Raw genomic sequence first — 15,936 nt, forward strand, 5'->3', positions numbered from 1 at the left:
GCCGCTACGGGGCCGGAGGGATGCGATAGACGGAGACGTGAGAACGCGACTCGGCGGTGAACTCGGCACCGGCCCAGTCGGCGTGCCTCGTCTCCGCTTCGAACCCGGCCAGTTGGGCCATGAGGTCCAGTTCGGCGGGCCAGATGTAGCGATGCGGACTGCGGAACAACTGCGCCTGCTGGGTGTCGTCGAAGTGGAAGTGGTGCGACACCACGTGCTGGCGCAGGACGTCGTAGGTATCCAGACCGATGTAGCCGGGTTCGGACTGCCAGACGGTGGCCGTCCGTCCCGGTGGGAGTCTGCGCAGTTCCGGTACCCAGAGCTCGATCACGAACCGGCCGCCGGGCGTGAGGTGGCGGGCGGCGTTGCGGAAGCACTGGACCTGCTCGTCCTGGGTGAGCAGGTTGGAGATCGTGTTGTAGACGAGATAGACCAGGGTGTACTTCCCGGGGGCGGCGGTGGTCGCCATGTCACCGATGACCACCGGGATCGTCGACTCGTCGGCCTTGGTGCGCAGTTGCTCCACCATCGGCAGCGACAGCTCGATGCCGGTGACCGGGACTCCTCGCTCGGCGAGCGGCACGGCCACCCGGCCGGTCCCGATGGCGAACTCGAGTGCCGCACCGTCCCCCGCGAGCTGGGCGAGCCGGTCCACGGCCGGCCCCAGGACCTCGGGCGCGAACATGCCGGAGCCGGGCGTGTCATAGCGCTGGGCGGCCTCGGCGTCCCAGATCTTCTCCTGCTGCATTCCCTCAACGCTCGCCGTCGGCCCGTGCGATGTCCAGCGGATTTCCCGCGTGCCGCCGCTGCCGGGACGCCGGCCGGCGCAGCCCCGTGCCGAAGGCCGGCCTGCGGACGCCTTCGCCGGCCTGCTATGTTTACGCCGTACGCGAGCCTTCCCGGCGCGGATTCCGATCCGCCGGGGAGGCTTCTTTCATGCCCGGGGCCTGCGTGTTTCATGCCCGGGGTCTGCGTGCCTCCGGCATTCGGTGAACCCGCTTCCATTCGGTGACCCGGCTCCATTCGGTGAACCGGCTCCATTCGGTGAACCCGCTTACCGCTTCCTGCTTCCCGCCCCGCGCCCGCAAGAGGAGACCCTCGTATGCATCCACGCACGAACATCACGGCAGTCGCCGGCACCTGGCGGCTGGGTGACCTGACCGTCAACCGCGTCGGCTTCGGCGCGATGCGACTGACCGGCACCGCACCCTTCGACCACGGTGTGCCGCGTGACCGCGAGACGTCGATCGGCGTGCTCCGGCGGGCGGTCGAGTCCGGCGTCAATCACATCGACACCGCCGCGTACTACTTCTCGGCGACGCGTTCGGCCAACGAGCTGATCAACCGGGCGCTGGCGCCGTACCCGGAGGGCCTGGTCATCACGACCAAGGTCTGGCCCGGCCGCGACCCCTCGGGCGCCTGGTGGTGGGCCACACCCGCGCAGCTGCGCGGACAGGTCGAGGAGAACCTGCGCCAACTGGGCCGCGACCACCTGGACGTGGTGAACCTGCGTGTGCCGCCGAGCCGGCGGACCGGCTCGGTCGCCGAGCACTTCGGCGCGCTGGCCGAACTGCGCGACGCCGGGCTGATCCGGCACCTCGGTGTCTCCAACGTCACCTCCGAGCAGCTGGCGGAGGCCCTCGCCATCGCGCCGGTGGTCTGCGTGCAGAACCCCTACGGGATCGGCGCGTGCGACGAGGAGCGCGCGCTCCTCCGGCTCTGTGGTGAACTCGGCCTCGCCTTCGTGCCGTTCTTCGCCATCGCCGGTTCGGGGCGTGAGGCGGGCCCGGCGGCCCGTGACAGCGAGGCGGTGCAGGCCGTGGCGCGCGCTCACGGCGTGTCCGCCGCGCAGGTCCGCCTGGCCTGGACCCTGCACCAGGGGCCGCATGTGCTGGCGATCCCCGGGACCGGGGACCCGGACCACCTCGCGCAGAACATGGCGGCCGGCTCGATACGGCTCACGGAGGAGGAGATGACACGCCTCACCGCACTGCGGCCGGGCGGCGCGCGATAGGCCGTTCGCCCGGAGCCGCCCCCCGGGAAACGCGCGTGCGTACGAGATCCCGGCCTGCCAGGATGGCGTGGGGAAGCGAGGTCTCGTGGACGAGTTGAGGCGATTCCGCCAGGCACTGGTCGCATGGGCGGCCGGCGGCGCGGGGGCGGGCGCGGCCGCCGCGGCGGCGCGGGAGCTGGCCGGCGGTGTGCGGACGGTCGTGCTCGTCGAGGGGAGCAGTGATCAGCTCGCGCTCGAGACGCTGGCCATGCGCCGCGGCCGCGACCTCGGTGCGGAGGGCGTCGCCGTCGTACCGCTCGGCGGGGCCATGAACATCGGGCGCTTCCTGGACGTGTGCGGTCCTCCAGGGCTCGGGCTGCCGCTGGCCGGTCTCTGCGACATCGGGGAGGAGCGGCATTTCCGGCGTCATCTTCAGCGGGTCGGGCTCGGGCCCGGTCTCACGCAGACCGGACCGGAGACACTCGGGTTCCAGGTGTGCGTCGCCGACCTGGAGGACGAGCTGATCCGTGCTCTCGGCGCCGAGCGTGTGCGGCAGGTGATCGACACCCAGGGCGAGACGCGCCCCTTCCTCACCTTCCAGGGCCAGCCGGCACAGCGGGACAGGCCCGTGGAGCACCAGCTGCGGCGTTTCATGGGCACACACAGCGGCCGGAAGGCGCTGTACGCGCGGGCGCTGGTCGCGCACCTGGACCTCGAGCACGTACCCCGGCCGCTGGAGCGCCTCCTCGCGTACGTCTCTTGACGATCGGCGGCGGGCGGCCTCGGCGTCTTCGGTGGTTGGCGTCCAGGACGACAGCCTCCCGCGATGCCGGCGTCGACCGTCCACGGAGACCGGTGGGCGCCGCACCCCTCGTATCCTGGCCCTCGTGCCGTCCTCCCGTCTGCATCGTGTCGCCGTGCTCGTGCTCGAGGGTGCCAAGCCGCTCGATGTGGGCATTCCCGCGCAGGTGTTCACGACCCGCGCGAGCATGCCGTACGAGGTGCGGGTGTGCGGAGCGGCGCCCGGACTGGTGACCGGCGGCGACGGCCTGGCCTACCACGTCACCCACGGCCTCGACGCACTGGCGTGGGCCGACATCGTCTTCATCCCCGGCTACCGTTTCCCGGACCGTGACGACCCGCCACAGACGGTCGTCGACGCGCTGATCGCCGCGCACGCCCGGGGCACCCGGCTCGCGGCCATCTCGACGGGCGCCTTCGCGCTCGCGGCGACGGGCCTGCTCGACGGCAGGCGTGCCACGACGCACTGGCACTACTCGCGGGCGCTCGCGGAGAAGCATCCGCTCGTCCAGGTCGACGAGAACGTTCTGTTCGTCGACGAGGGCAGCGTGCTGACATCGGCCGGCGCGGCCTCGGGCATCGACCTGTGCCTGCACATCCTGCGCGGCGACCTCGGGGTGGCCGCGTCCAACCACGCGGCCCGGCGCCTGGTCGCGGCGCCCTACCGCAGCGGCGGTCAGGCGCAGTACGTGCCGCGCAGCGTGCCCGAGCCGCTCGGCGAGCGGTTCGCCGCGACCCGCGAGTGGGCGCTGCACCGGCTGGGCGAGCCCCTCACCCTCGAGGCGCTCGCCCGGCATGCGGCGGTCTCGCCGCGTACGTTCTCGCGGCGCTTCGTCGAGGACACGGGGTACACGCCGATGCAGTGGGTGATGCGAGCCCGTATCGACGTGGCCCGGGAGCTGCTCGAGCGTTCCCAGCTCAGCGTCGAGCAGATCGCCGCCGACGTGGGGCTGGGCACCGGCGCGAATCTGCGGCTGCACTTCCAGCGCATCCTCGGCACCACACCGAGCGAGTACCGGCGCACCTTCGCCCGGGGCGAGTAGCCCGCCCGCTCAGGGTGAGTGGATGGCCACCCATTGTGGCGCGATCCTTGTGAACCGTGGCGATCACGCCGCTGTTCCGGGCGGACGCCGCGCGCGACGCTGGTCGCGAACCGAAGGGACACCATTCATGACTCGCATCGCGATCAACGGATTCGGCCGCATCGGACGCAACGTGCTGCGCGCCCTGCTCGAACGCGGCAGCGACCTCGAGGTCGTCGCCGTCAACGACCTGACCGAGCCCGCCACCCTCGCGCGGCTGCTCGCCTACGACACGACGGCCGGCCGCCTCGGCCGCCCGGTGACCGTCGACGGGGACACCCTGGTCGTCGACGGCCGACGCATCAAGGTGCTCGCCGAGCGTGAACCGGCGCAGCTGCCGTGGGCCGCACTCGGCGTGGACATCGTGCTGGAGGCGACCGGCCGGTTCACCTCGGCGAAGGCCGCCCGCGCCCACCTCGACGCGGGCGCGAGGAAGGTGCTCGTCAGCGCTCCCTCGGACGGAGCCGACGTCACACTCGCGTTCGGGGTCAACACCGACGCGTACGACCCGGACGTGCACACGATCGTCTCGAACGCCTCGTGCACGACCAACGCGCTCGCGCCGCTGGCCGCGGTGCTCGACGAACTCGCCGGCATCGAGCACGGCTTCATGACGACGGTGCACGCCTACACACAGGAGCAGAACCTGCAGGACGGTCCGCACCGCGACGCCCGCCGCGCCCGCGCCGCCGCCGTCAACATCGTGCCGACCACGACGGGTGCCGCCAAGGCGATCGGCCTCGTGCTGCCGAACCTCGACGGCAAGCTGTCGGGCGACTCGATCCGTGTGCCGGTCCCGGTGGGCTCGATCGTCGAACTGAACACCACTGTCGCCCGCGACGTGACGCGCGACGACGTGCTGGCGGCGTACCGCGCCGCGGCCGAGGGGCCGCTCGCCGGCATCCTCGAGTACTCGGACGACCCGCTCGTGTCCTCCGACATCACGGGCAACCCGGCCTCGTCGATCTTCGACTCGGCCCTCACCCGCGTCGACGGCCGTCATGTCAAGGTCGTCGCCTGGTACGACAACGAGTGGGGCTTCTCGAACCGTGTGATCGACACGCTCGAACTCCTCGCCGGCCGCTGACCGGGCGTCCCCGGCACTCGCCGACCGGCTGTCCACGGCGGCCGGCGGCCGGTGTCCGGGTCGGTGGCCCGCGCGGCAGGCTTCACACGCCGCGGCGCACCCCGCAGCTCACCCATGCCGTCCGGCCCGAACAGCTGGCCGCCGCGTACGTCCGTCGGCCCGGGCCCGTCGCCTTCCTGACGTTCGCAAGGCCACACAGGCTGCGGGCAGAGATGCCGAGCGACCCGCGCGGTCGCCGGCGGTACGCACGCCGCGATCGTGCGCGGCACCAAGCCGCTGACCACCGCGAACGCCCACTGGGTCACGAATGTCAGGAGTGAGGCATATATATGACTATTTGAGGTGAGTGAGAAATTGATTGGTGTTTCGTGACAAGCGGTGTTCTTCAGGTCTTTGCCGGTGTCCGAGGGTGAGGATCGCTGCGTCCCCGGCCGAACCGGTCGGGGGAGTGGCGGGGCGTCGGCCCCGGCTCGCACGGAAAGGTCTGAACATGATCAACGGGTTGAAGAGGGCGGCCGCCCTGGGGGCGGCGACGGTGGCCCTGGCCGCGGGCGCGGTCGTCGGCACGGTCGGCACCGCGTCGGCCGCACCGCAGCACCACCAGCCGCCGAGGCCGGCGCGCCACTGCGTGGAGGCATCGGGCCACTGGACGTGGGTGCGGCACCCGGGATTCCGGGACCGGCACCACCGCTGGCACGCCGCCTCCTGGACCCGCGTCTGGCACCCCACGCACCACCGCAACTGCCACCGCTGAGCCTGCTCCCGCCGCCGGCACCCGCCTTCAGCAGGCGGTGACGGCGATCCGACCGGCCGTCGGCGCGTCCGCTCCAGGGCGCGCCGGCGGCCGGTCCGTCGCGTCGCTCCCGCTCCCGCTCCCGGGCCGAGCGGTGCGCCGACGACCGCGGCCCGCTACTGCTTGCCCTGGCCGCCCTTCTTCTTCAGGCGTCGTCGCTGTCGCGGCGTGACGTCCGTGCGGCCGCCCTGCTGCAGATACGCTTCCTTGCGCCGATCATTGTCCATGGCTGCTCCTGACGCCGGGGTGCCACCAGCATGGCCCGCGATCCCTCTCGAGGTGCGGCGGAGGCCGGTGGCTGCGACCGTTTGAGGGATGGGGGATGGTCCAGGTGGGTGAGAACGGAGGCGGCCGTGGTGCTGGTGGCGCATCCTTCGCTCCTGCGGGAGCTGATCGAACGGTGTGAGAGGCTCAGCCGGCGGGTGGCGTCCGGGGGTGGTTCGGACACCGCGCGCCAGCTCGAGGATGCCGCGTACACGCTGTGTGTGGTCACCGGCACCCGCCGGCTGGACGCGGCCTTGTTCGTGGCACGCCGGCAGCTGGCCGATGCCATGGCACGACAGCAGCCTCGGCGCTGAACAGCGATCTCAGTGTGCTCGATGTCGCCGCCCGTACCTGTGCGGGCGAGCGGCGCGGCCGGAACCGATGGGCGGGATCCGCCGCATCGACCCGTTGCGTTCATGACAAGACAGCGCTTACGGTGACGCGCGTCAACCACCGCTCGGTCGAGGGGACGGGATCATGAACGAGTCACAGGTCCAGGGAGGAAGCGTGCGGCGCCGCGCGCTGCTGCGGGGTGCGGCGGGTGTGACGGCCGCGCTGGGTGCGGCGGCGTTCGTCGATCTCGGCTCGGCGGGCCGGGCCTCGGCCTACGGCTGGACCCGCACGCTGCAGCAGGGCGCCTCCGGCTCGGACGTGGTCGAGTTGCAGATCCGCGTCGGGGGCTGGGCCGCGTCGAGTGCCCAGAAGACGTACATCGCCTGGGACGGCGCCTTCGGCCCGGGCACCGACGGTGCGGTCAGACGCTTCCAGTCCGCCTACGGTCTGACCGTGGACGGTGTCGTCGGACCGCAGACGCAGGGCGTGCTCAACAGCCTGGAGAGCGGCGACGGTTCGACCGCGCACTTCGACTGGAGCGAGTTCCAGTCCAAGGACGGCTCGGGGTTCAGCGGCGGCAAGGTGAGCGCCACTCAGGTCAAGGAGAACGTCCGGCGGCTGATGTACAAGCTGGAGGCGCTGCGCAAGAAGGCCGGCAACGCCGCGGTCACCATCAACTCCGGCTTCCGCAGCGTCGCACACAACGCCTCCGTGGGCGGCGCGTCCAACAGCATGCACGTGTACGGCGTCGCGGCCGACGTCGTGGTCTCCGGGCACACCACCCTCCAGGTGTACAAGATCGCCGAGACCTGCGGGTTCTCCGGACTGGAGGCGTACACGCACTCCTGGCAGCACGTGGACAGCCGCGTCCAGTACCCGTCGTACGGCTCCGGCTCCTGGTGGTGGGAGAGCGGCGTGGTGTGACCGTGATCAGCCATTGTGAACGCCCCATCACCGCCGGCCGAAGTGGTGGTCCAGGGCGGCCAGGATGTCGTCGACCGGGCCGAAGGTGATCACGGCGGTCGTTCCGCCCGCGATCTCGCCGCGCAGGGGGGAGAGGGCGTCGTGCGCCTGTGCGGCGAGCGGTGCGTCCTGGAGCAGGATCGCCGTGTGTGCGTTGACGGCCCACAGCGCGTCGTACAGGTGGTCGGCAGGGGGCGTGGGCAGGCCGGCGGCGGCGCACCGGGCCGCCGCGGGGTTGCCGCGGGCCAGGTCGAGGAGGGGCCGCGTCCAGGGACGGTAGGGACCCCAGTCGAGGCCGGGGTCCGTCGGCGCGGGCCGTCGGTGGCGCAGGCGGAGGGAGAGCAGCGCGAGCGGGAGGATGCCGGCTTCCATCCCGGGCATGCCGGCCCCGCCGAGGTCCGCGGCCACGGCGCGATAGGCGCGGGCGGCCTCGGCGGGGTCGTTCGACCGTTCTGCCAGCCGCATGGCCCGGTAGGCGGCGGTGAGAACGTGAACGAGCGGGGTCTCATGGATGGTGGCGAGCCGCTCGGCCGCCACGACGTGAGGTTGCGCGGCCTCGCCCTCGCCGCGGGCCGCGCAGGCCTGCATCCTGATCAGGTGGCCGAGGATCTCGAACATCGGCAGCTCATGTCGCGCGGCGAGCTCGATGAGCTCGCCGGCGATCACATCGCGTTCGCCGGTGTCCCCCGGGCGCTGGAAGGACTGCACGAACCGGGCGTTGAGCGCCAGGGCCAGCACGCTGGAGTCGTGCAGGTCCCGGGCGAGGCGCTCGGCCTCGGTCGCCGCCTCGGCGGCCCAGCGGTCCCGGGTTCCGCGATGCTCCAGGGCCGCGGTCGCGAGGAGACGTGCCCGAAGCGCGGGCGGAGCCCCCGTTCCCAGCTGGTGCAGGGTCCGTCGGACGGTCGCGACCAGAGCCTCGGAGCGTACGGGATCGTCGGCGCGGGTCCAGATGGTCGGGACGTCGTAGGCCGCGATCACGCGGGCGGTCAGGCCGGGGTCCCCCGTCCGTTCCGCCTCCGCCACCGCCCTGGCGCGCTGCTCCTGGGCCAGTACCAGGTTGGTGCCACCGGTGACCGCCGCGGCTCCGGCCACGGTGCTCATCGAGCGCAGCCGGGTGTAGATCCCCGTCGCCTCGGTGCGCGTGAGCAGGTTGAGCCGGTCCCCGCCCCGGGGCGCGGGCGTGAGGTGCGGAGCGTGCCGGAGGATGTCACGTTCCAGATGGTCCAGGCTGTCCACGGACTCCAGTCCGAACCGATCCAGCAGCCCGGCGCGCGCGTCGCGCAGCGAGGCCAGCGCGTCGACCTGCCGGCCGGCTTGGTAGAGGGCACGGGCCAGCAGGGCCCAGGCATGCTCCCGCCACGGGTGTGCGGTGGCGAACGCCTCCAGCTCCGGGACGAGGGTCGCGCCCCGCCCGAGGTCGAGTACCGCCCGGGCACGCAGCTCGACGGCCTGGCGGTGCAGTTCCGTCAGGCGGGCGCGCTCCGGTGTCAGCCAGGGCGAGGCGTCGAGGTCCGCGTACGGCTCGCCCCGCCACCACGTGAGTGCTTCGCCCAGCGCACCGGCCGCCTGGCCGCCGGTTCCCTCGCGCAACGCCCGAAGGGTGTCCTCGAACCGGTGGGCGTCGACGTGTGACCGTGGGATCCGCAGGGCGTATCCGGTACCGACGGTCTCGATGACCCGCGACCGGGCGCGCGGGCGCCGATCCGGCTCGAGGGCGCGGCGCAGCTCGGCGACGAAGGTGCGGATCGTACCGGCCGCTGTGGGCGGCGGCTCCTCCCAGAGATCATCGACCAGCACCGGCAGCGGAACGGCCCGGCCAGCGGCCGCGACCAGCCGTCCCAGAAGCTCGCGGCGGCGCCGGCTGCCCACCGCCACGGGCCGGCCCTCGCTGTCGGTGACCTCGATCGGCCCGAGCACCTCGACGAAGATCTCCATGCCGTCATTGTCGTCCGCACGTCGCCGGCGCCGGCCGCCGCTGATCCACTGCTGATCCGGCTCTCCGACCCTGCTGTCGTCCGCACATCCTCCGTGAGCGGCAGTGGCTCACGAGTGCGGGAGAGCGGGAAAAGGAGACGACAACGATGGGCATCACCATTCCGGGCTTCGAGACACGGCCGATCCAGGTGGCCGACGGCGTGGAGCTGAACGCGGCGGTCGGCGGCGAAGGGCCGCCACTCGTACTGCTCCACGGCTTTCCCCAGACACACCTGATGTGGCGGCACGTCGCTCCCGTCCTGGCCGGGCACCACACCGTGGTCTGCCCCGACCTTCGCGGCTACGGCGCCAGCAGCAAACCCGAAGCGGTCACCGAGGACGTCTACTCGAAGCGGACGATGGCCGCGGACATCGTCGGCCTGGCCGACGCCCTCGGGTTCGACCGGTTCGCGCTGGTCGGACACGACCGCGGCGCGCACGTCGCCTTCCGGGCCGGGCTGGATCACCCGGACCGGATCAGCCACCTGGGAATCCTCGACATCGTTCCCACCCTGGACACCTGGAACGTCCTCCACGGGGCCGGCGCGGCGGTGGCCTTCCACCTGTATCTGATGGCCCAGCCGGCCGGACTGCCCGAGCGGATGATCGCCGGCAGTGCCGACGCGTTCTTCGGCCACTTCCTCGACGTCTGGTCCGCGAACCCCGAGGCGATCCCCGCGGACGTGCGCGCCGAGTACCTTCGCGCCTGCCGGGGCGCCGTCGAGTCGGTCGTCGCCGACTACCGCGCCACCGCGACCGTCGACATCGAGCACGACCAGGCCGACCTCGACGCCGGCAACCGGCTCACCATGCCGGTGACGGTCGTCCAGCAGGACTGGGGCCGGCAGCTGGGGTTCGACGCCGCCGCGATCTGGCGGCCGTGGGCCGGCGACCTTCAGCACTTCACCACCCAGGCAGGCCACTTCATGGCCGAGGAGGCGCCGGAGGACATCGCCGCGCTGATCCTCGACCTGGTGAAACGCTGATCGCCACGCGCAGCCTGCCGTCACCGTCACCGTCACCGTCCCCGTCCTCGCCCCCTGTGCCCCGCCGTCCGCGCCGCCCACGACCGCAAGGGCCGCGCGGCGGTGGTCGGTGGCCCGTCCCGTGTCGACGGGACTACGACGACGGTGGAGCGGCTGCGCCGGCCTTGACCTCGTCGACGTCCAGGCCGCGGTCGACACCGTGGGGCACGACGCTCTGCCCGGGCTCGAGACGCAGGCGTGTGCCATCGAGACGCACCTCGACCTTGTCCGGTTCGAAGGACACCAGGCCGCCGATCCGGTCGACCTCACGGTAGGCGTCGCGGTACGACCAGGCGGCGCGCTGCGCGTCGCCGATGTCGTAGTAGTCGCACAGGCCCTTGTAGGGGCAGAAGGTCCGGCCCTCGACCGGGCGCAGCCGGGTCTCGTCGATGTCGGCGCGCGGGAGGTACCAGCGCGGCGCGAACCCCGACTCGTACAGCACGACCGGGTGCTCGGAGCGGGCGATCACGGTGTCGCCGTGGCGGACTTCCAGGGTGCGGGAGGCGGAGCGGATGTCGATGCGGTGGTACGGGTCGGCGGCGTGTCCCAGGATGCGTTCGTCCTCCTCGTAGAAGGCGTCCATCGCCCGCCAGGCGAAGGCGATACGTCCCTGGAGGCCGGCGGCGTGCCCGGGCAGCGCGGTGAACTCCCAGGCGGCGCGTTCGGTGGTGCGGTCGCCCGCCTGCACGGCGTACCAGGTGGTGTCGCCGAGGTCCTTGTGGTGGGTGACCTTGCCGCTCGGAACCAGGGCCTGCTCGCCGATGTCCTGGCGGGGGAAGTAGGCGACGGGGTAGCGGCCCGGTTCGTGAAGCAGGATCACGTCCTCGCTGTCGGCGATCCAGGCGCCGTTGAACCTCACGCGCATGCGGCGACGCAGGCGCTCGGCGAACAGGAGCCGCTCGGGCAGCGGTTCGGGGGTGAGGAAGTACCCGACGGCGCCTGTGGAGAGGGGGCCTTGCTGCCAGGACAGTCCCATGGCGGGTTCCCTTCGGGGACGGGGCGGACGGGCGGACGCTCGGTGGGGTGCGTCAGCCGAGGACACGGGCGAGGAAGTCGCGGATGTGTTCGGTGATGGTCTCGAGGTGGCTCTCCAGCGCGAAGTGCCCTGACTCGAGGAGGTGGACCTCGGCGTCGGGCAGGTCCCGGCGGAACGCCTCCGCGCCGGCCGGGCCGAAGATCTCGTCGCCCGCTCCCCAGACCGCCAGCAGCGGGACCCGGGAGTCGCGGAAGTACTGGTGGACGGCCGGGTAGAGGTCCACGTTGGTCGGGTAGTCGCGGAAGAGCCTGAGCTGGATCTCGTCGTTGCCGGGGCGGTCCAGCAGTGCCTGGTCGTGGATCCAGTTGTCGGGGCTGACCAGCGTGGGGTCGGCGACACCGTTCACGTACTGCCAGCGGGTGATCTCGGGGGTGAGGGCGCCCCGCATGGGGGCCTCGGTGTCCGGTCCCGGGGCCTTGGCGTAGGCGAAGACCGCCTCCCAGAAGGGCATGACGAAGCCCTCTTCGTAGGCGTTGCCGCTCTGGGTGATGATCGCCGTGATGCGCTCCGGCGCCCGCAGGGCGAGACGCCAGCCGACAGGGGCGCCGTAGTCCTGCACGTACATGGCGAACCGGTCGATGCCCAGGTGCTGGAGCAGGCCGGAGGTGACGTCGGTGAGCGCGTCGAAGGTGTACGGGAAGTCCTTGGGAGCGGGCATCGCGGACTGGCCGAACCCGATGTGGTCGGGGGCGATCACGTGGTAGCGGTCGGCGAGCGCCGGAATCAGGTGGCGGAACATGTGTGAGCTGGTCGGGAAGCCGTGGAGGAGCACGACCACGGGTGCCTGGGGGTCGCCGGCCTCCCGGTAGAAGACCTCGAGGCCGTTGACGGTGGCGGTGCGGTGGTGGACTGGGGAGACCATCTGCATCTAACCCCTCTTTCGAGTTTCATCGGTTATATCTCCAGTCGACCATGCTCGATCTAACCTGTCAATTCGCTTTAGGTGGTTAGTTCGATGATGCCGGTCGGCGAAGCCGATGCGCCTGAGGCGGGGCATCGGCCCGCCTCCAGCCTCGGTCCGTCAGCGGTCATCGGCCAGCGCACCGCCCCCACGTCCGTCGCCGGTCACGCCCGATGCCCACGGCGACGCCGGCGCTCGGCCTCGGCGACCTCGCCCGCGATCGGAAGCCAGTAGTACGGGACGAAGGCGGCGATCACGGCCATGCCCAGTACGGGGACGAAGGCGCCGAGCAGGGTTCCGGTGGCGAGCCAGACAAGGGCGAGCCGGAAGCGCCGGCCGATCGCTGCCACGCCGGCCGCATCGATGGTGGCGGTGAGGAGTCGCCGATCCCGGCGGACGTAGCCCCAGATGATGTTGAACAGAACGGCCAGAAGTTCGAAGGCGGCGCCGTGGAGTACGACAGCGGTGCGCTCCCCGTGTCCGTCACGGAACGCCTGAGCCAGCACGGAGGCGGCGAACGGAAGGAACGCCACGTCCATGAGCAGCACGGTGTTGAGGAAGAGCACCACTCGGTCGGCGCTGCGGATGTGGTCGAACATCAGGTGGTGGTTGACCCACACCTGTCCGATCAGCATGAAGGTGACGACGTAGGCGAGGTAGGACGGCCAGAGCGCGGCGAGGCCGTGCAGCAGACGGCTGGTGTCGTGCGGCGGGTGGATCTCCAGGACGAGCAGGGTGACAGCGATGGCGATGACACCGTCGCTGAACGCGACCACCCGGGCGGGAACGCGCTCCACGCCGAACGACGTCGCCCCTTCTCCCGGGCCGCCCGGTCCGTGCACAGGCTCTCTCATCGCCCCAGCCTCCGGCACCGCAGGCTCCTCCACACGCATCCGGGGGGCGTTTCCTCGGCGTGGGTCACGGCGCGGCCCCGCACCGCGCCGGCAGGCTACCGGGTCACGGAATCGCGGCCGTACCGGCCCGCGCATAGGATCGGCACCGGCGCACGGGTCACCGCGCCATGAGGGGCTGCCCCGGCCGGCCGCCTCGCAGGAGGTCCGCAATGGCGACGCTGCTGTCCGTCAACGTAGGCATGCCCAAGGACGTCTCCTGGCAGGGAAGGACCGTCCGCACCGGGGCCTGGAAGGCGCCCGTCCAGGGCCCCCGGATGGTGCGGCGGCTGAACGTCGACGGAGACGGTCAAGGAGATTTGGCCGGGCACGGCGGCGAGATTCGAGCCGTCCTGGTGTACCAGTTGCAGTCCTACCGGTACTGGCAGAAGGAACTCGGCCGCGACGACCTGACCTTCGGGATCTTCGGGGAGAACTTCACCGTCGACGGCCTGCCCGACGACGAGGTGTGCATCGGCGACCGGTACCGCATCGGCGAAGCGGAGTTCGAGGTCACCCAGCCCCGTGTCACCTGCTACCGGGTCGGCATGCGCCTGGGCGAACCCGCCATGGCCTCCCTGCTGGTCGCCCACCACCGTCCCGGCTTCTATCTGCGTGTCATCACCGAGGGACGCGTCCAGGCCGGTGACGAGATCACCCTCATCCGCAAAGGACCGCAGCAACTCACCGTCGCCGACACCGACGCACTGCTCTATCTTCCCGACCGCGACCCCGCGAAGCTGCGCAGGGCACTGGACATCCCCGCCCTCAGCCCCGGATGGCAGCAGTCCTTCCGCGACCTCGCCGCCGCCCGGCAGCCCGAGCAGGAACCAGGATGGCCGGGCGAACGCGCCGCCACGCGACAGCCCGGACAAGAGCCGGGATGGCCGGGCTTCAGGCCCATGCGCGTCGCCCGCGTCGTCGCCGAGACCCCCACCGTCTCGTCGATCTACCTCGACACCACGGACGGCACCCCACTGCCGCAGGCCCGCCCGGGCCAGTACCTGTCCATCCGCCTCCCCGTCGGAGACGCGGCTCCCGCGGTGCGCAGCTACTCACTCTCCTCCGTGCCCACGGCCGGCACCTACCGCATCAGCGTCAAGCACGAGCCTCACGGCAGGGTCAGCGGCTACATCCACACCGCGCTCCACCCAGGGGACCTCGTGGACATCGCAAGCCCCCGGGGGACGTTCGTACTCGAAGAGGGAACCCGCCCCGTCGTGCTCGTCTCCGCGGGGATCGGGGCCACTCCCGTGCTCGCCATGCTGCACCGACTCGCCGCCACGGCTGATCCCCGCCCCGTCTGGTGGATCCACACCGCCCGCGACCGGGCCCACCACGCCTTCGCGGACGAGACCCGCACCCTCCTGGCGCAACTCCCCGACGCCCACGAGCACATCTACTACACCGCGCAAGCCCCGCCCCCCGACGAGCGCCGGATCTCCCGGGGCCGCCCGAGCGCCCGGTCCCTCGCGGCCCTGGGCGTCCCCACCGACGCCGACGCCTACCTCTGCGGACCGCCCGCCTTCATGGACGACCTCGGCGGCCTGCTCCGCGACCACGGACTGCGCCCCGAGCGGATTCACACCGAACAGTTCAGCGCGCTGCCCGCCATCAACCCCGGAGTCACCCCCGCCGCGGCGATCCGGCCGCACCGACCGTCCGGCCCCACGGGCACCGGCCCCCTCGTCACCTTCGCCCGCAGCGGTGTCACCACCCCCTGGTCATCCGCCCGTACGACCCTCCTCGAGCTCGCCGAAGCCTGCGACATCCCCACCCGGTGGTCCTGCCGGACCGGCGTCTGCCACACCTGCGTCACCCACCTCGTGGCAGGCGACGTCACCTACACCACCCCACCCCTCGAACTTCCCGAGCCCGGCACCGTCCTCGTCTGCTGCAGCGAACCCACCACGGACGTCGTCCTCGACCTGTAGCCGGGACCACGGCACCGACACGGCACCGGCCGGGGGAGAAACGAAGGTGCCCCGCCGCTCTACGCCAGCGACAGAGCGAGCAGGCGGGTACATCGCGGACTCCGTGCACATCCCGATCCACCGGCTGCGCGAGCGCCTGGGCGAGGTGCCGGCCGGCACCGTCTGGGTGCACTGCGCCGGCGGGACGCGCGCCGCTGTCGCCGCCTCGCTGCTGGACGCCGCGGGCCGTGACGTCGTGGCCGTCGACGACGGCTTCGACGCCGCCGCCGAGGCCGGACTGACCGTCGTCACCTCCGGCTGACGCGGCCCGGCCGGACGCCCCTCCCGAACCACCCAAGAGATCGTGATGCCCCACTTCCGCCATCGCGGCCCGGACCACGCCACCGTGGACGCGGTCCACCGACGCATCCACCGGCGGAGCGGGCCCAGCTGCCGGCGGACGCCCGCGCTGCCGGCCGAACGCGGCGCCGAAGCCCTTGAAGCCCTCGGAGCTCTCGAGGCCGACGACGGTCCGACGGCATGACCGCCCTGATACTCGCGCTCGTCGCCGGAGCCGTCGTCGGCCTGGCCCTGGGCGGCCTCGGCGGAGGCGGCGGCGTCCTCGCCGTGCCCGCCCTGATCTACCTGCTCCACGTCACCCCCGCCGAGGCGACGACCGCCGGCCTGGTCATCGTCAGCCTCACCTCGGTCACCGCACTGACCGGCCACGCCCGGGACGGCAACGTCGCCTGGCCGACCGGACTGCTCTTCGCCTTGGCGGGCATCGTGCCCGCGGTGATCGCCGGAGCCGCCGCCACCCGTCTTCCCGAGACCGCGCTGACCGTCGCCTTCGCCGTCATAGCGGCGCTCGCCGCCCTGCG

16 protein-coding genes are annotated in these 15,936 nt (G+C 72.0%); 11 read left to right on the forward strand and 5 right to left on the reverse strand.

Annotated elements, in window-relative coordinates; all coding sequences use genetic code 11:
• Positions 1 to 4: 4 nt before the first annotated feature.
• Positions 5 to 748, reverse strand: coding sequence for a bifunctional 2-polyprenyl-6-hydroxyphenol methylase/3-demethylubiquinol 3-O-methyltransferase UbiG (locus tag R2S09_RS36430; protein ID WP_306185251.1), 744 nt, complete (start codon positions 746 to 748; stop codon positions 5 to 7).
• Between the two features lie 354 nt (positions 749 to 1,102).
• On the opposite strand from R2S09_RS36430, the gene R2S09_RS36435 reads away from it, so the two are divergent.
• The 7 genes from R2S09_RS36435 (at position 1,103) to R2S09_RS36470 (ending at position 7,277) form a co-directional block, all read left to right on the forward strand.
• Entirely contained in the window at positions 1,103 to 2,014 is a 912-nt protein-coding gene (locus tag R2S09_RS36435; RefSeq protein ID WP_316745499.1) for an aldo/keto reductase, read from the forward strand.
• Between the two features lie 85 nt (positions 2,015 to 2,099).
• A complete protein-coding gene (locus R2S09_RS36440; protein WP_316745506.1) occupies positions 2,100 to 2,756 on the forward strand; it encodes an ATP-dependent endonuclease in 657 nt (218 codons plus the stop codon).
• 124 nt (positions 2,757 to 2,880) lie between these two features.
• A complete protein-coding gene (locus R2S09_RS36445) occupies positions 2,881 to 3,837 on the forward strand; it encodes a helix-turn-helix domain-containing protein (RefSeq protein WP_316745500.1) in 957 nt (318 codons plus the stop codon).
• Positions 3,838 to 3,964: 127 nt separating this feature from the next.
• On the forward strand, positions 3,965 to 4,963 hold the full coding sequence (gene gap, locus R2S09_RS36450; protein ID WP_306185246.1) for a type I glyceraldehyde-3-phosphate dehydrogenase: 999 nt from the start codon (positions 3,965 to 3,967) through the stop codon (positions 4,961 to 4,963).
• A gap of 490 nt (positions 4,964 to 5,453) precedes the next feature.
• Complete coding sequence (locus R2S09_RS36460; RefSeq protein WP_306185245.1) at positions 5,454 to 5,717, forward strand: hypothetical protein; 264 nt, start codon at positions 5,454 to 5,456, stop codon at positions 5,715 to 5,717.
• A 392-nt stretch (positions 5,718 to 6,109) separates the two neighbouring features.
• Positions 6,110 to 6,334 carry a DUF5133 domain-containing protein gene (locus R2S09_RS36465; RefSeq protein ID WP_229903358.1) on the forward strand — a complete coding sequence of 75 codons (225 nt, stop codon included), beginning with the start codon at positions 6,110 to 6,112 and terminating at the stop codon, positions 6,332 to 6,334.
• Between the two features lie 163 nt (positions 6,335 to 6,497).
• Positions 6,498 to 7,277 (forward strand): D-Ala-D-Ala carboxypeptidase family metallohydrolase, encoded by a 780-nt coding sequence (locus R2S09_RS36470; protein WP_316745501.1) that lies wholly within the window; start codon positions 6,498 to 6,500, stop codon positions 7,275 to 7,277.
• Positions 7,278 to 7,304: 27 nt separating this feature from the next.
• Here R2S09_RS36470 and R2S09_RS36475 read toward each other — a convergent pair whose 3' ends face one another.
• The gene (locus R2S09_RS36475) at positions 7,305 to 9,251 is read right to left on the reverse strand and encodes an AfsR/SARP family transcriptional regulator (protein WP_316745502.1); all 1,947 of its coding nucleotides are present in this window, start codon (positions 9,249 to 9,251) and stop codon (positions 7,305 to 7,307) included.
• 146 nt (positions 9,252 to 9,397) lie between these two features.
• Here R2S09_RS36475 and R2S09_RS36480 point away from each other — a divergent pair, with 146 nt between their 5' ends.
• Entirely contained in the window at positions 9,398 to 10,276 is an 879-nt protein-coding gene (locus R2S09_RS36480; RefSeq protein ID WP_316745503.1) for an alpha/beta hydrolase, read from the forward strand.
• Positions 10,277 to 10,409: 133 nt separating this feature from the next.
• On the opposite strand, the gene R2S09_RS36485 is transcribed toward R2S09_RS36480, so the two are convergent.
• The 3 genes from R2S09_RS36485 to R2S09_RS36495 form a co-directional block, all read right to left on the reverse strand.
• Entirely contained in the window at positions 10,410 to 11,291 is an 882-nt protein-coding gene (locus R2S09_RS36485) for a DUF427 domain-containing protein (protein WP_306185236.1), read from the reverse strand.
• Between the two features lie 52 nt (positions 11,292 to 11,343).
• On the reverse strand, positions 11,344 to 12,213 hold the full coding sequence (locus R2S09_RS36490) for an alpha/beta hydrolase (protein ID WP_316745507.1): 870 nt from the start codon (positions 12,211 to 12,213) through the stop codon (positions 11,344 to 11,346).
• 203 nt (positions 12,214 to 12,416) lie between these two features.
• Positions 12,417 to 13,106, reverse strand: coding sequence for a TMEM175 family protein (locus R2S09_RS36495; RefSeq protein WP_306185233.1), 690 nt, complete (start codon positions 13,104 to 13,106; stop codon positions 12,417 to 12,419).
• Between the two features lie 209 nt (positions 13,107 to 13,315).
• Between R2S09_RS36495 and R2S09_RS36500 the strand changes: the two genes are divergently transcribed.
• From R2S09_RS36500 to R2S09_RS36510, 3 genes are all read left to right on the forward strand, one after another.
• Positions 13,316 to 15,076, forward strand: a complete 1,761-nt coding sequence (locus R2S09_RS36500; RefSeq protein ID WP_316745504.1) for an MOSC and FAD-binding oxidoreductase domain-containing protein — start codon at positions 13,316 to 13,318, stop codon at positions 15,074 to 15,076.
• 103 nt (positions 15,077 to 15,179) lie between these two features.
• On the forward strand, positions 15,180 to 15,377 hold the full coding sequence (locus R2S09_RS36505; RefSeq protein WP_399145473.1) for a rhodanese-like domain-containing protein: 198 nt from the start codon (positions 15,180 to 15,182) through the stop codon (positions 15,375 to 15,377).
• Between the two features lie 218 nt (positions 15,378 to 15,595).
• Positions 15,596 to 15,936, forward strand: a 341-nt coding sequence (locus tag R2S09_RS36510) for a TSUP family transporter (protein ID WP_316745505.1), incomplete at its 3' end; no start/stop codon positions are given.

Source organism: Streptomyces sp. MK7, from assembly GCF_032658145.1.
GTDB classification, from domain to species: Bacteria; Actinomycetota; Actinomycetes; order Streptomycetales; family Streptomycetaceae; genus Streptomyces; species Streptomyces spiralis.

Coding starts and splice junctions, on each gene's coding strand:
- R2S09_RS36490 (WP_316745507.1), bottom strand. CDS start 12,213: ATGGTCTCCCCAGTCCACCACCGCACCGCCACCGTCAACGGCCTCGAG.
- R2S09_RS36460 (WP_306185245.1), top strand. CDS start 5,454: ATGATCAACGGGTTGAAGAGGGCGGCCGCCCTGGGGGCGGCGACGGTG.
- R2S09_RS36430 (WP_306185251.1), bottom strand. CDS start 748: ATGCAGCAGGAGAAGATCTGGGACGCCGAGGCCGCCCAGCGCTATGAC.
- R2S09_RS36480 (WP_316745503.1), top strand. CDS start 9,398: ATGGGCATCACCATTCCGGGCTTCGAGACACGGCCGATCCAGGTGGCC.
- R2S09_RS36495 (WP_306185233.1), bottom strand. CDS start 13,106: ATGAGAGAGCCTGTGCACGGACCGGGCGGCCCGGGAGAAGGGGCGACG.
- R2S09_RS36470 (WP_316745501.1), top strand. CDS start 6,498: ATGAACGAGTCACAGGTCCAGGGAGGAAGCGTGCGGCGCCGCGCGCTG.
- R2S09_RS36475 (WP_316745502.1), bottom strand. CDS start 9,251: ATGGAGATCTTCGTCGAGGTGCTCGGGCCGATCGAGGTCACCGACAGC.
- R2S09_RS36500 (WP_316745504.1), top strand. CDS start 13,316: ATGGCGACGCTGCTGTCCGTCAACGTAGGCATGCCCAAGGACGTCTCC.
- gap (WP_306185246.1), top strand. CDS start 3,965: ATGACTCGCATCGCGATCAACGGATTCGGCCGCATCGGACGCAACGTG.
- R2S09_RS36435 (WP_316745499.1), top strand. CDS start 1,103: ATGCATCCACGCACGAACATCACGGCAGTCGCCGGCACCTGGCGGCTG.
- R2S09_RS36485 (WP_306185236.1), bottom strand. CDS start 11,291: ATGGGACTGTCCTGGCAGCAAGGCCCCCTCTCCACAGGCGCCGTCGGG.